The 12418-nt window shown below is 66.9% G+C and carries 10 protein-coding genes; 4 read left to right on the top strand and 6 right to left on the bottom strand.

Annotated elements, in window-relative coordinates; all coding sequences use genetic code 11:
* Window positions 1–10: 10 nt before the first annotated feature.
* Window positions 11–976, bottom strand: coding sequence for a 4-hydroxy-3-methylbut-2-enyl diphosphate reductase (gene ispH, locus AE618_RS01890; RefSeq protein WP_197280649.1), 966 nt, complete (start codon window positions 974–976; stop codon window positions 11–13).
* A gap of 260 nt (window positions 977–1236) precedes the next feature.
* Between ispH and AE618_RS01885 the strand changes: the two genes are divergently transcribed.
* The 3 genes from AE618_RS01885 (at window position 1237) to AE618_RS01875 (ending at window position 5447) form a co-directional block, all read left to right on the top strand.
* Window positions 1237–3096 carry a monovalent cation:proton antiporter-2 (CPA2) family protein gene (locus AE618_RS01885; RefSeq protein ID WP_054207361.1) on the top strand — a complete coding sequence of 620 codons (1860 nt, stop codon included), beginning with the start codon at window positions 1237–1239 and terminating at the stop codon, window positions 3094–3096.
* Window positions 3097–3158: 62 nt separating this feature from the next.
* The gene (locus AE618_RS01880) at window positions 3159–4538 is read left to right on the top strand and encodes an MATE family efflux transporter (protein WP_082364924.1); all 1380 of its coding nucleotides are present in this window, start codon (window positions 3159–3161) and stop codon (window positions 4536–4538) included.
* A 3-nt stretch (window positions 4539–4541) separates the two neighbouring features.
* Complete coding sequence (locus AE618_RS01875; RefSeq protein ID WP_054207359.1) at window positions 4542–5447, top strand: DUF937 domain-containing protein; 906 nt, start codon at window positions 4542–4544, stop codon at window positions 5445–5447.
* A 160-nt stretch (window positions 5448–5607) separates the two neighbouring features.
* On the opposite strand, the gene AE618_RS01870 is transcribed toward AE618_RS01875, so the two are convergent.
* Together AE618_RS01870 and AE618_RS01865 are read right to left on the bottom strand one after the other, a co-directional pair.
* Window positions 5608–7494, bottom strand: a complete 1887-nt coding sequence (locus AE618_RS01870) for a methyl-accepting chemotaxis protein (RefSeq protein WP_054207358.1) — start codon at window positions 7492–7494, stop codon at window positions 5608–5610.
* Window positions 7495–7772: 278 nt separating this feature from the next.
* Window positions 7773–8189, bottom strand: a complete 417-nt coding sequence (locus AE618_RS01865; RefSeq protein ID WP_054207357.1) for a DUF1127 domain-containing protein — start codon at window positions 8187–8189, stop codon at window positions 7773–7775.
* 170 nt (window positions 8190–8359) lie between these two features.
* On the opposite strand from AE618_RS01865, the gene AE618_RS01860 reads away from it, so the two are divergent.
* Window positions 8360–9241: a LysR substrate-binding domain-containing protein gene (locus AE618_RS01860; RefSeq protein WP_054207356.1), complete on the top strand. Its 882-nt coding sequence runs from the start codon at window positions 8360–8362 to the stop codon at window positions 9239–9241.
* A 46-nt stretch (window positions 9242–9287) separates the two neighbouring features.
* On the opposite strand, the gene AE618_RS01855 is transcribed toward AE618_RS01860, so the two are convergent.
* The 3 genes from AE618_RS01855 to AE618_RS01845 all read right to left on the bottom strand — a co-directional run bounded on the left by AE618_RS01855 (window position 9288) and on the right by AE618_RS01845 (window position 12414).
* Window positions 9288–9491 carry a Flp family type IVb pilin gene (locus AE618_RS01855; protein WP_054207355.1) on the bottom strand — a complete coding sequence of 68 codons (204 nt, stop codon included), beginning with the start codon at window positions 9489–9491 and terminating at the stop codon, window positions 9288–9290.
* 63 nt (window positions 9492–9554) lie between these two features.
* A complete protein-coding gene (locus AE618_RS01850) occupies window positions 9555–10763 on the bottom strand; it encodes an alpha/beta hydrolase (RefSeq protein ID WP_082364918.1) in 1209 nt (402 codons plus the stop codon).
* 253 nt (window positions 10764–11016) lie between these two features.
* Window positions 11017–12414, bottom strand: a complete 1398-nt coding sequence (locus AE618_RS01845; RefSeq protein ID WP_054207354.1) for a glutamate--cysteine ligase — start codon at window positions 12412–12414, stop codon at window positions 11017–11019.
* Window positions 12415–12418 lie beyond the last annotated feature (4 nt).

The following is a 12418-nucleotide window of genomic DNA, read 5'->3' as shown; positions in this document are numbered from 1 at the left end:
TTCGTCTCGCTCACTCGGCTGCGGCGGGCGCATCGCGCAATTCGCGCGGCAGCGGGAAGAAGACGTTCTCGTCGGCGGTCGAGACCGTCTCGACGCGGACCTCGTAACGCTCAGCGAAAGCGTCGATGATCTCCTCGACCAGCACTTCGGGCGCGCTCGCTCCGGCGGTGATGCCGAGGCTGCGGATGGCCCCGAAGACCGACCAGTCGATCTCGTCGGTGCGCAGCACGAGCCGCGCCACCGGGCAGCCGGCGCGCTCGGCGACCTCGCGCAGACGCTGCGAATTGGACGAGTTCGGCGAACCGACGACGATGAGGCCATCGACCAGCGGGGCGACGCGCTTCACCGCCTCCTGGCGGTTGGTCGTGGCGTAGCAGATGTCTTCCTTGTGCGGGGCGATCAGCTCCGGAAAGCGCTGCTGCAAGGCTTCGACGATCTCGCGGGTGTCGTCGACCGAGAGCGTCGTCTGGGTGACGAAGGCGAGCGCCTTGCCCAAGGGGGGCTCCAGCGTCGCGACGTCGTCGAGCGTTTCGATCAGCGTGATCGCGCCTTGCGACAACTGCCCCATGGTGCCGATCACCTCGGGGTGGCCGGCATGGCCAACGAGCAGGATGTGGCGGCCGCGCTTGTGGTGGACCTCGGCCTCGCGATGGACCTTGGTGACCAGCGGGCAGGTCGCGTCGATGGCGAAGAGGTTGCGCTGATCGGCCTCGGCCGGCACCGATTTCGCCACGCCATGGGCCGAGAAGATCACCGGGCGCGTCGCATCGGGCACCTGCGACAGCTCGGAGACGAAGACCGCGCCCTTCCGCTTCAGCGATTCGACGACGTATTTGTTGTGGACGATCTCGTGGCGGACATAGACCGGCGCGCCATGCAGGGCGAGCGCCTTCTCGACCGCGTCGATCGCGCGCACGACACCGGCGCAGAAGCCGCGCGGCGCACAGAGCAGGATGTCGAGCGGAGGCTTGGTCACGAAGAGGATCCGGTGGACGTCGCGCCTTCTTTCGGCGTCGGGCCGGCGATGTCAAGGAAACGCGGGGTCGTTGGGCGAGGACGGCGGTTCTCCCTTCCCCACCGCAAGCGGGGGGAAGGGGATCGGTCGCGGTTCCACCGCATGGGCCATCACGCTGCCTGCATCGCAGGCCCCCTCGCAGGATCGCTCTCCACACACTAGGTTGCGTGCTCGAAGCCCCGCGCTTGCCGAGCCCCGATTATCCTCCAACCGAGCAAGCCATGGCCGACGTCTCCCACACCAGCTATCTGCCGCCGATCCTGACCTTCTGCGCCGGGGCGGTCGTCGCCGTGCCGCTGTTCCGCAAGCTCGGGCAGTCGGCGGTGCTGGGCTATCTCGCGGCGGGCATCGTCATCGGGCCCTCGGTGCTGGCGCTGATCGCCGACCCCGACGCGATCCGCGGCATCGCCGAGATCGGCGTCGTCCTGCTGCTCTTCCTCGTCGGCCTCGAATTGCAGCCGTCGCGGCTCTATTCGATGCGCAAGGACATTCTCGGCGCCGGCCTGTCGCAGATGGCGCTGAGCGCGCTCGTGATCGGCACTGTGGCCTGGTGGTTCGGCTTCTCGGTCGGCGGCGGCGTGGCCGTTGGCCTGGCGCTGGCGCTGTCGGCCACCTCGATCGCGCTGCAGGTGCTGGAGGAGCGCAGCGACGGCCACGAAGCCTATGGACGTCGCACCTTCTCGATCCTGCTGTTCCAGGACATCTCGATCGCCCCCGCGCTGGCGATCCTGCCGCTGCTGGCGACGACGGGGGCGGCCAAGGGCAGCACCGCGCAGGCGCTGGCGAGCCTTGGATTGGCTCTGCTCGCGATCGCGGGAATCGTGCTCGCGGGGCGCTATGTGCTGAACCCCTTCTTCCGCATCCTGGCCAAGAGCGGCGCCAAAGAGGTGATGACGGCAGCGGCGCTTCTGGTCGTGCTCGGCGCGGCCCTGCTGATGGAGCATGTCGGGTTGTCGATGGCGATGGGCGCCTTTCTCGCTGGCGTGCTGCTGGCGGAATCGCATTTCCGGCACGAGCTCGAGGCCGATATCGAGCCGTTCCGCGGCGTGCTGCTCGGGCTGTTCTTCATGGCGGTCGGCATGTCGCTCGATCTGAAGCTGGTGCTCGACAACGCGCTGCTGCTGGCGCTCGCGGCGCCGCTGCTGGTGCTGTTCAAGATCGCGGTGGCGGCGGCGATCCTGCGCGTCTCCTGTTCCTCGACGACGGAAGCGATCCGGGCCGGTGCGCTGCTCTCGCCCGCCGGTGAGTTCGCCTTCGTGCTTCTGCCGCTGGGCGTCTCGCTGGGGCTGCTCGACGAGCAGCAGGGCGCCATCGTGACGGCACTCGCTGCGCTTTCCATGCTGATCGGCCCGGTCGTCGCCAAGCTGATCGACGCCTGGCTCTTGGCGCGCGTTGTGCCTGAGACCATCGAGGAGGACTTCTCCGACGCAGGCGGGGCGTCCGTCATCGTCGTCGGGTTCGGCCGCTTCGGGCAGGTGGTGACGCAGGCGCTGCTGCTGCAGCATATCGACGTCACCGTGATCGATTCCGATGTCGAGCGCATTCGCTCGGCGGCGAAATTCGGCTTCAAGATCTATTATGGCGACGGCACGCGGCTCGACGTGCTGCGCGCGGCCGGCGCGGAGAAGGCCCGCATCATCTGCGTGTGCATCGACGACCGGGCGGCCGCACTGCGCATCGTCGAGATGGCGAAGGCCGAGTTCCCGCAGGCGCGGCTGCATGCGCGGGCCTTCGACCGCGTCCACGCGATCGAACTGATGAAGGCCGATGTCGATTACCAGATGCGCGAGACCTTCGAATCGGCGCTGGGCTTCGGCCGGGTCACGCTGGAGGGCCTCGGCCTGAATTATGACGAGGCCAGCCTGGTGATCGAGCATGTGCGCGACCGCGACGCGCAGCGCATGGAAATCCAGTTCCACGAGGGCATCGCAGCCGGCATCGACAAGGTGCCGCGCGTCACGCCGGAGCCGCTGGTGCAACCGAAGGGCAAATCGAAGGCGCTCACGGCGGAAACGCAGGAGGCGATCGAGGATGGCGGGGCCGAGATCGCGATCGGCGGCGTCGGCGAGCCGGAACGGTGAGCGCTCCCGCCGGTCCTGCAGCGTCCGCCCCGAAGTCCGCCGTCTTCGTCAGCGGCTCGCTGATGCGCCATGTCGCGGTGATGACCGGGACCGGCGCGATCGGGCTGATGGCGATCTTCGTCGTCGACCTTCTGTCGCTGCTCTACGTTTCCTGGCTCGGCCGCCCGGAGGCCACGGCCGGCGTCGGCTTCGCCACGATCGTGCTCTACCTGATGATCTCGATCAATATCGGCCTGATGATCGCGGTCGCCGCGCTGACCGCGCGCGCGCTCGGCGCCGGCGACCGGCAAGGCGCAAGGCGCCTGGCCGGATCGACCATGACGCTGATGGCGCTCGCCGCGCTGGCCCTGACCGCCGTCACCCTGCCCTGCCTGCCCTGGCTGCTGCGGCTGCTCGGCGCTCATGACGAATCCTACCGGGTCGCGCTGTCCTTCCTCTGGATCGTGCTGCCCTCGAACGCCCTGATGGCCGTTGGCATGGGGCTGTCTGGCGTTTTGCGCGCGGTGGGCGATGCGCGCCGGGCCATGTTCGTCACGCTGGGCGGCGGCATCGTCACGGCCGGGCTCGACCCGCTCTTGATCTTCTGGGCCGGGCTCGGGCCCGACGGGGCGGCCTGGGCGATCGTCGTGGCGCGCGTCATCATCGTCGCCACCGGCCTCCATGGGGCCGTCAGGGTCCATGACATGATCGCGCCGCCGAGCCTCGCCGGGCTGCGGCAGGATACGGCGCGGGCCATGATGATCGCGGGACCTGCGATCCTGACGAATCTCTCCAATCCGATCGCCAACGCCGTCTTCGCCAGCATCTTTGCGCGTTTCGGCGACGGGGCGGTGGCGGCGCTGGCGATCATGGACCGGCTGGTGCCGGTCGCCTTCGGCGTCCTCTTCGCGCTGACGGGGGCTGTCGGGCCGATCCTGGCGCAGAACTGGGGCGCGGGACGGTTCGACCGGATGCGTCGCGGCCTGACCGCATCGGCCGTGTTCGCGATCGGCTGCGTCGTCGTCGCCGGGCTGGCGCTGGCGCTGCTGCGCGGCGGAATCGTCGCCGCCTTCGGCGCGACCGGGCTGACCGCGGAGCTGGTGATGTTCTTCTGCCTGGTGGCCGGGCCGATGTGGCTGTTCGTCGGGCTGCTCTTCGTCGCCAACGCCGCCTTCAACAATCTCGGCATGCCGTTCCTGTCGACATTGTTCAGCTGGGGCCGCGCCACGCTCGGCACCATGCCGCTGGCCTGGCTCGGCGCGCAGTATGCGGGGCCGAAGGGCGCGCTGGTCGGCTCGGCTATCGGGGCCGTCGCCTTCGGCATCCTGGCGCTGATCTTCGCCTATCGCGGCATCGCCCGGCTGGAAAGGACGGCCCGCGCGTCTGCTTCGCTTGCCTCGCCCCCCGACGCTGCTATCGTCCCGAGACAGGCGGCGACAGACCGCGCGGCAGCCGGAGGCTGAGCCATGATGAACCTTTTCGAGATGATGCAGCAGGCCCAGAACGGCCAGGCGATGCAGAACCTCTCGCGGCAATACGGGCTCAGCCAGCAGCAAACCCAGGCCGCGATCGAGGCGCTGCTGCCAGCCTTCTCGATGGGGCTACAGCGCCAGACGCAGGACCCCTATTCCTTCGGCTCGCTGGCGCAGATGATGACGGCGCAACCCTTCGGCCGGATCTTCGACGCCAATGGCGACGGCATTCCCGACAATGCGAAGAACGCGGGCAACGATGTCCTCAGCCAGCTGTTCGGCTCCAAGGAGGTCAGCAACGCGGTCGCGGCTCAGGCCGCGGCGACGAGCGGGGTCGGCCAGGCGGTGCTGAAGCAGATGCTGCCGATCATCGCCTCGATGGTGATGGGTGGGCTGTTCAAATCGGTCAACAGCCATGGCATGGGCGGCATCCTCGGCCAGTTCTCGGAGATGATGCGTGGCCAGATGCCCGGCATGCAGCCCGCTGCCCCTCCGCCGCCGGCACCGCCGGCCAACCCTTTCGAAGCCATCCTCGGCGGCATGTTCGGCAATGGCCAAGCGCCGGCCGGCGGGCAGACGCAAGGCGGTGGCCCCTTCGGAGGCGGCCAGATGGGCATGGACCAGATGGGCGGCATGCTCGGCCAGATTCTGACAGGTATGCTCGGCGGCGCCCAGCCGGCGCAAGCCGAACCGGAGCCGCGTCCAGCGCCATCCTCCCGCCGGGCGCCGGAGCCCGAGCCCGAGCCCGACGATGCGCCGACCTCCTCGCAGACCGGGCCGGGCTCGATCGGCCTCGATGCGCTGAACCAGATGTTCGAGCATGGCCGCCAGGTTCAGGACAGCCATCAGGAGGCGATGAAGTCGATCTTCGACACGATGTTCGGTGGCCCGAAGCGTTAAGGCCGAATGATCTCACGGTAGAACGGGCCGTCATCCTGGGCGACCGAGGGTCGTCCCAGGATCCATCATCAGGCAGCGACGGACCTCTATGACGGATCCTGGATCTGCGCCGCTTCGCGGCTCATCCAGGCTGACGACGTGTTTTCCGTGTGCAACCAGATCAAGCCGCGAGGCGGCCCGCGTTTCCGCGCGCCATCGCGGCGGCGACGTCGTGAAGCCGGCTGCCGTCGCCATCCGTGCGGAAGCCGGAGACGAGTTCGTTGAGACGCTGGATTTGCGTCGTCAACGAGGTCGCACTCGCAGCGCTCTGCTCGGCCAGCGCCGCATTCTGCTGGGTCATCTCGTCCATATGGGCGACGGTCTGGCTCATCTCGTCGATGCCATTGGCCTGCTCGGCGGAGGCCGAGGAGATGTCGGCGACGGTGGTAGAGACCTTGCGCGACGATTCGACGATCCGCTCCAGCACCTCGCCGGCCGACCGGACGAGACCGACGCCCTGCGCAACCTCCACACCGGATTCACTGATCAGTGCGGTGATGTCCTTGGCGGCGGCGCCGGAGCGCTGCGCCAGGGTGCGAACCTCGGAGGCAACGACCGCGAAACCCTTGCCGGCATCGCCGGCACGGGCCGCCTCGACGGCGGCGTTCAGCGCCAGCAGATTGGTCTGGAAGGCGATCTCGTCGATCACTGTGGTGATGTCCGAAATCTTCCTCGAGGCGGCCTCGATGCGCGTCATCGCATCGACTGCGTCGGTGACGATGGCGCCGCCCTTATGCGCGATATCCATCGCTTCCTGCGCCAGCACGACGGCCTGACGCGAGGCATGGGCCGCGGCCTTGACCGAGGCTGCGAGCTGTTCCGTCGTGGCGGCGGTTTCTTCCAGCGAAGAGGCCTGGTCCTCGGTGCGCCTGGAGAGATCGTCGGCGCCCATGTTGATCTCGTGGGCCGCGGCGCTGACGTCACCCGAGGTCGTCTGGATGGTGCGGACCGTATCGGCGAGGCGGCTGACGGCAAGGTTGAAGTCGCTGCAGAGCTTGGCGTAGTCGTCCGGCACGGCGGCGTCGATGCGGTAGCTCAGATCGCCCAGGGACAGGCATTCCAGCCCCTCGGCGAGCACGGCCATGACCACCTGCTGCTCCCCGGCCTGCCGCTCCTGCTCGCGGAGGCGGGCGAGACGCTCATCCTCGATGATGCGCCGCTGCGACTCCGAGGCCTGGCGGCCTTCGGCGGTCTCGGCTTCGAGGCGCCGAACCGACAGGCCGTTCTCCTTGAAGATCTGGACCGCGCTCGCCATGGCGCCGATCTCGTCCTTGCGCGCCTGCCCCTCGATCGCGACGGTGTAATCGCCAGCGGCAAGGTCTCCCATCCGGCGCTTGAGCAGATCGAGCGGACGAATGATCGTGCGCGTCGCCAGCAGCATCGCGCCGAGCAGGCCAAGCAGCACGCCGACGCCGGTCAGCGCCAGCATCATCTGGCTCAGCGCCTGGCCAGCCGCGTCGAGTTCGTCCGCCTTGGTCTGGGTGTCGGTCTTGATCGCGTCGTTGAGCTTCACGGCGTCGGCGGCGATCCCGCTGATCGACGCGTCGAGCTGGGACATCACCGAGAGCGCCGCGAGATCCTCGTCTCTGGACGCCTGCTTGACGATGTCGTCGATCTGCCCCTTCAACGCCGAGAAGCGCCGGGAGAACTCGTCAAAATCATTGGCACGGGCCGGAAAGCTGATCTTCGCATCGACCAGTCGGCCTTGAGCCGTCAGATAGGATTGATCGACCGCCTTCAGGGCGGCGTCGAGCTGCTTCATGTAGTCGGGATAGGCAATCGCCTTGTAGAGATCGCGCAGGAGTTCGCTCATCGCCCGGGTCGCCTGGGCGGAATCGAGGATCGCGGCCGAGCGCTGATAGATGAGTTCGGAGTAGGTCTTCTGGATGCGGCCATACTCCATGCCGCTATACACCGCCGTCGCTGCGCTGATCGCGCCCATGATCAACAGCGGAATGGCGATCTTGGTGCGGATCGAGAGATCCCGCAGGCGAAGGGAGAACCGCATGGACGACATCCTCGTACGAAGCCGGTGCAGGCAGGCGCCCGCTCAAGGCCCGAAGAATCGCTGCGATTGGTGAATCTTGCGTTAGCCCGCCGGGCCTGATCGATGAATTTCTGGATAATCGGCTAAAATTGCCCCCTGTCGCGGCGCGCTTACCCGCCACTGCGCCTCGCTCGCGCCGATCTCGGGCGGATTTGCCAGGCGGTGCCCATACGGCACCAGACAAAAAAAGGGGCGGAAGCACGAAACTTCCGCCCTCAGGAACGTGCAGCCCCAAGGGGTCAGGCGCGGCACGCAACCGGATCGACGACCTGCGCCTGGGCGGCGAGAGGCTTGGATGAGTGAGCGACGACAGCATGGGCCACGGCAGGCCTGATGGTCTGCTGCGCCGCTACGGCCTGTTGAAGGGCGGTCTCGCGCCGGGTCTGCGCCGCGCAGGACCGCGCGCTGGAGCGCTCCGCCAGGATGACCGAGGGATCCGCAAGCCAGGATACGGCGAGCGCGCCATCGAGATCGGAGCGGACGAGGCCGATGTCCTTCAGGCTGCGTTCGTCGAGTTCGCCGAGGCGCAGAACCTCTCGGCGGTGAATCAGCGCTTTCACGAGGGCTACGATCGGCGCGAAGCCACGGGCAGCAACACGCGTGGCGACGACCGGAACGGACGACAGCGACTTCGTTGCGAATGTCATGAGCAGCATGACGGCCTCCTGTGGATGAAAGCGACGGGCGTCCCCCGACCCTGCCTGGACGCGCCGCTGGCAGGGACCGGACACTGACGAAGGGTTATCTTTGCTCTAGGCATAAGCCAAACGAATGCTTATGATGTTTCACAACACGGATATTGATGAACCGATTGCCGGGGGTCCCGATGGCTCATGTGCTCGACGCCGACCAGCTCAAGACCTTCGTGGCGATCGCCGATACCGGTTCCTTCACCCGCGCGGCCGAGATCGTGTTCAAGACGCAGTCGGCGGTTTCGATGCAGATGAAGCGGCTGGAGGAGCGCGTCGGCCGGCCGCTGTTCGGACGCGACGGGCGCCACGCCAAGCTGACGGAGGACGGCGAAAGGCTGCTGGACTACGCCCGCCGGATCGTGCGCCTGAACCTCGAATGCGTCGCGAGCTTTACGGACGCCGATTTGAAGGGCCGCATCCGGCTGGGCGTGCCCGACGACTATGCCGACCGCTACCTGCCGGAAATCCTGGCGCGCTTTGCCCGCTCGAATCCCAAGGCCGAGGTGACCGTCGTCTGCGAACCGACGCCGATGCTGGCGGACCGGATCGCCACCGGCGACATCGACCTTGCCATCATCACCCATGTCGAGAGCCGCGGCCAGGGCGAGATCATCCGCATCGAACCGCTGCTCTGGGTGACGTCGGCGCGCCACGCCGTGCATGAGGAGGACCCGCTGCCGCTGGCGCTGGGCCGGCCGACATGCAACTGGCGGCAGGCAGCTGTCGATGCGCTGGAAAGCAAGGGCCGTCGCTTCCGCGTGCTCTATGCGAGCTGGAACTCGACCGCTGTCGGAGCCGCCGTCATCGCCGGCCTGGCCGTCTCCGTGCTGCCGGAAAGCGCGGTCAGGCCCGGGATGCGCATCCTTGGCCGGTCGGAGGGCTACGCGACGCTCCCGTCCTGCAAGATCGGGCTGCTGCGCACACGCTTCGACCCCTCGGTGCTGTCGAACGCACTGGCCGAGCACATCATCCAGAGCCTGGACAATCTGGCGAGCTTCAAGACGGCGGCGGAGTAGAGGACGAAAAGGGATTGAGACGAAATGGGCTTGGACGCGTCGGCGGCTATTTGAGGCCGCCCATGACGCCGCCCGTCAGATCGCTCACATTGAGACCGATCTGCCGGATGATGGCGATCGTCGCGGCCGACATCAGCGCAGCGATAAAACCATATTCGATGGCGGTCGCGCCGCGTTCGTCGCGCGAAAAAGTGACAAGGAGAGTGGCCAACTGACGCATGGCCAAGACATAGCCCGAAAATTCGGCCAAATCGTTAACGGGGACAGCGCAATGCGTCGGACCCCGCGATTTTTCAGATATCCCGAGCCTGGACTAGCGCCCTGCGCCTGCGATCAGCCGGAACGGCGCCCCGATGATGGTGATCGGCAGCTTCACGATCGCCTCCAGAGATCCGTCGGCAATCTCCTCTGCGCTGGCCGCCGATCGCTTCGGCGTCACGCCTTTCTCCAGCACGGCCGTCAAGCGTGGCGCCACCGCCGCCAGCTGCGCGAACTTGCCATGGTTGGAGGAGTCGAGCCCTTTGACCTCGGTCATGTCGATGACGACCGCTCCGAGCGCAGCCAGTTCCTCAGGGTCGGAATCGGCGCCCAGCCTGCCCTGACCTCCGGCCAGGAAATTCGACACGCCCAGCGCCTTGTCATCCTTCGAGAGCACGATGAAGAAGGGCTTCGCCGGCTTGCCGAAGCGGCGCATCTGCGACTTGAAGACATCGAGATCGATATCGGGCGCCGCGAGGATCAAGCGCCCGAACTTGGAGGCCTGCGGCAGGCCGCCGGAGAGGCGGATCTGACGCAGCGCCTCGACCGTCACCCAGTTGCCCATCGAATGCGCCAGAATGTTCACCTGCTCCGCATTGCTCGCAAGCAGCAGCCGGATGGTGCGTTCGAGGTCGTCGCGCGCCGCCGTGGCGCTGTTGGTGTCGTAGACATATTGCGTCAACTGGCCGCGCGATGCCCAGGTGAACAGGACCGGAACGCCCGGCGCCTTGGAATCATGCACGAGCTGGGCGAAGCGATAGAGCCCCTCGGCGAACAGCGTGTTGTAGCCGTGGATGAAGAGAAAGACGTCGCGCTTGCCCTTCGGCCGCGTCGCGAGCTGCGCGTTCAGCGTACTGACGAAGGCCTTTTCACCATCGAGATAACCCGCCTCGCGCACGACGAAATCTGTCTTTGGATTGCCGGGCGCCGTCGAAGCCCATTCGACCCCGCCCTCGGCATGGTTCTGCGGCACCGAGACGGTGATTTTGGCGAAATCGAGCGGAGTGCTGCGCTCGCCGTTGAACAGGGTGCCCGGCCGGTCGTCGCGCTTGCGCGTCGTCGCAACCAGGAGCGTATGGGGAGTGGCTCCGCTATCGACTTGCGCGACGGGAGCGAGAAATCCCTCCTCGGGTCGCGAACCGCATCCTGCCGCCAGAACCGAAACCGCCAGCGCCGCCGCTAGACAGGCGCGCCTTGCAATGCCGGCTCGTGTCGCCGGGCTAACGCGTTTGGCTTCGGTCAGCGCCCACAATGCGATTGGCATGGCTCAGAACTCACACAAGCAATGGTCGTAAAAATCCGAAGTCCTTGCCCGACGCTGATATGCCGGCAAATCAATCAAGTATTGGTCCGTTGAGCAGACCCAAATCTGGTAAGACCTTTCACCGCAGCCGACAAGGGCGCCACGGGGCTGGACGAACACCTCCGACAGCAACGGGACGCTGCGTCACATTCAGGCAACATAGCGCGACGGCGCCATCGATCCTGGCGCCGTCTTGGCCTATGTGCGACGTGACCTACAGTACGAGTTCGGAGAAGAGCGGCTCGATCTCGCCACCCCATGCACTGCGATAGCGCTCGACCAGATGCTGCGAGACCGTCTGGTCGGCAGCGACGATCGCGTCGAGCGGATCGAGGAAAGCGGATTCGTCGGCACCCGAACCATCGAGGCGGGCACGGCGCACGAGGCCGGCACGCGACAGGGCCAGCACGTCGCGCGCGATGTCGCGCAGGCTGCGGCCGGCAATCGTGGCGGAGAGCCCTTCCTTCGGCACGGCGTCGCGCAGGGCCTGGCGCTGCTCGTCGCTCCAGCCCTTGACCATATCCCAGGCGCCGTCGAGCGCCGCCTGGTCATAGAGCAGGCCGACCCAGAAGGCCGGCAGGGCATTCAGCATCTCCGGCGAGCCGGCATCGGCGCCGCGCATCTCGAGGAAGCGCTTGAGCCGAACTTCCGGAAACAGCGTCGAAAGATGGTTCGCCCAGTCCGAAATGGTCGCCCTTTCGCCGGGCAGCTGTGCGAGCTTTCCCGCGAGCAGGTCGCGGAAGGAGGCGCCGGCAACGTCGTGGTAGGTGTCGCCGCGCTTGACGAAATACAGGGGAACGTCGAGCGCCCAATCGACATAGCGCTCATAGGACATCCCCTCGTCGAAGGCGAAGGGGATCATGCCCGAACGGGCCTTGTCGGTATCGCGCCAGATCTCGGAGCGCATCGACTGGAAGCCGTTGAGCTTGCCTTCGGTGAAGGGCGAGGCTGCGAAAAGCGCGGTGGCCAGCGGCTGCAAGGCGAGCGAGACCCGAAGCTTCCTGACCATGTCGGCCTCGGTCGCAAAATCCAGGTTCACCTGCACCGTGCAGGTGCGGAACATCATGTCGAGGCCGCGCGTGCCGACCTTGGGCATGTAGTTGGCCATGATCTTGTAGCGCCCCTTGGGCATCACCGGGGTTTGCGCCCGAGTCCAGAGCGGCGAATGGCCGAGCGACACGAAACCGATGCCATGCGGCTGCGCGACCGCTTTCACGTCCGCGAGATGGTCGGCGAGTTCGGACGCCGTCTCGTGCAGGGTCTCGACGGGCGCACCCGACAACTCGAACTGTCCGCCCGGCTCCAGCGAGATCGCCCCGCCGCCGTCGGGGCCCGCGAGGCCGATGATATGGCCGGCGTCCATGATCGGCTCCCAGCCGAGCTTGGCCTGCATGCCCTCGAGCAGGCTGCGGATGCCGCCGGCCGCGGGCCGTCCATCGGATGCCGGGCGACCTTCATAGGGAACCGGCGCGAGGTCGTCGCGATAGAAGGGGAATTTCTCGTGCTCGGTGCCGATCCGGAAGGCGGAGGGTGGCTTCTCGCCTGCGGCCACCCAGGACATCAGTTCGTCCTTGGAACCGATCGGGGTCAAATCGGACACATCGCGAGCCATGGGC

It is taken from the genome of Allobosea vaviloviae (assembly GCF_001298265.1).
Taxonomy (GTDB): Bacteria; Pseudomonadota; Alphaproteobacteria; order Rhizobiales; family Beijerinckiaceae; genus Allobosea; species Allobosea vaviloviae_B.
This window is presented reverse-complemented; position numbering and strand designations above follow the sequence as displayed.

Bases quoted from the DNA above. Each gene is read 5' to 3' on its own strand.
- AE618_RS01845 (WP_054207354.1), bottom strand. From the start codon at position 12,414: ATGGCTCGCGATGTGTCCGATTTGACCCCGATCGGTTCCAAGGACGAA.
- AE618_RS01875 (WP_054207359.1), top strand. From the start codon at position 4,542: ATGATGAACCTTTTCGAGATGATGCAGCAGGCCCAGAACGGCCAGGCG.
- AE618_RS01860 (WP_054207356.1), top strand. From the start codon at position 8,360: ATGGCTCATGTGCTCGACGCCGACCAGCTCAAGACCTTCGTGGCGATC.
- AE618_RS01885 (WP_054207361.1), top strand. From the start codon at position 1,237: ATGGCCGACGTCTCCCACACCAGCTATCTGCCGCCGATCCTGACCTTC.
- AE618_RS01850 (WP_082364918.1), bottom strand. From the start codon at position 10,763: ATGCCAATCGCATTGTGGGCGCTGACCGAAGCCAAACGCGTTAGCCCG.
- AE618_RS01880 (WP_082364924.1), top strand. From the start codon at position 3,159: ATGCGCCATGTCGCGGTGATGACCGGGACCGGCGCGATCGGGCTGATG.
- AE618_RS01865 (WP_054207357.1), bottom strand. From the start codon at position 8,189: ATGCTGCTCATGACATTCGCAACGAAGTCGCTGTCGTCCGTTCCGGTC.
- AE618_RS01870 (WP_054207358.1), bottom strand. From the start codon at position 7,494: ATGCGGTTCTCCCTTCGCCTGCGGGATCTCTCGATCCGCACCAAGATC.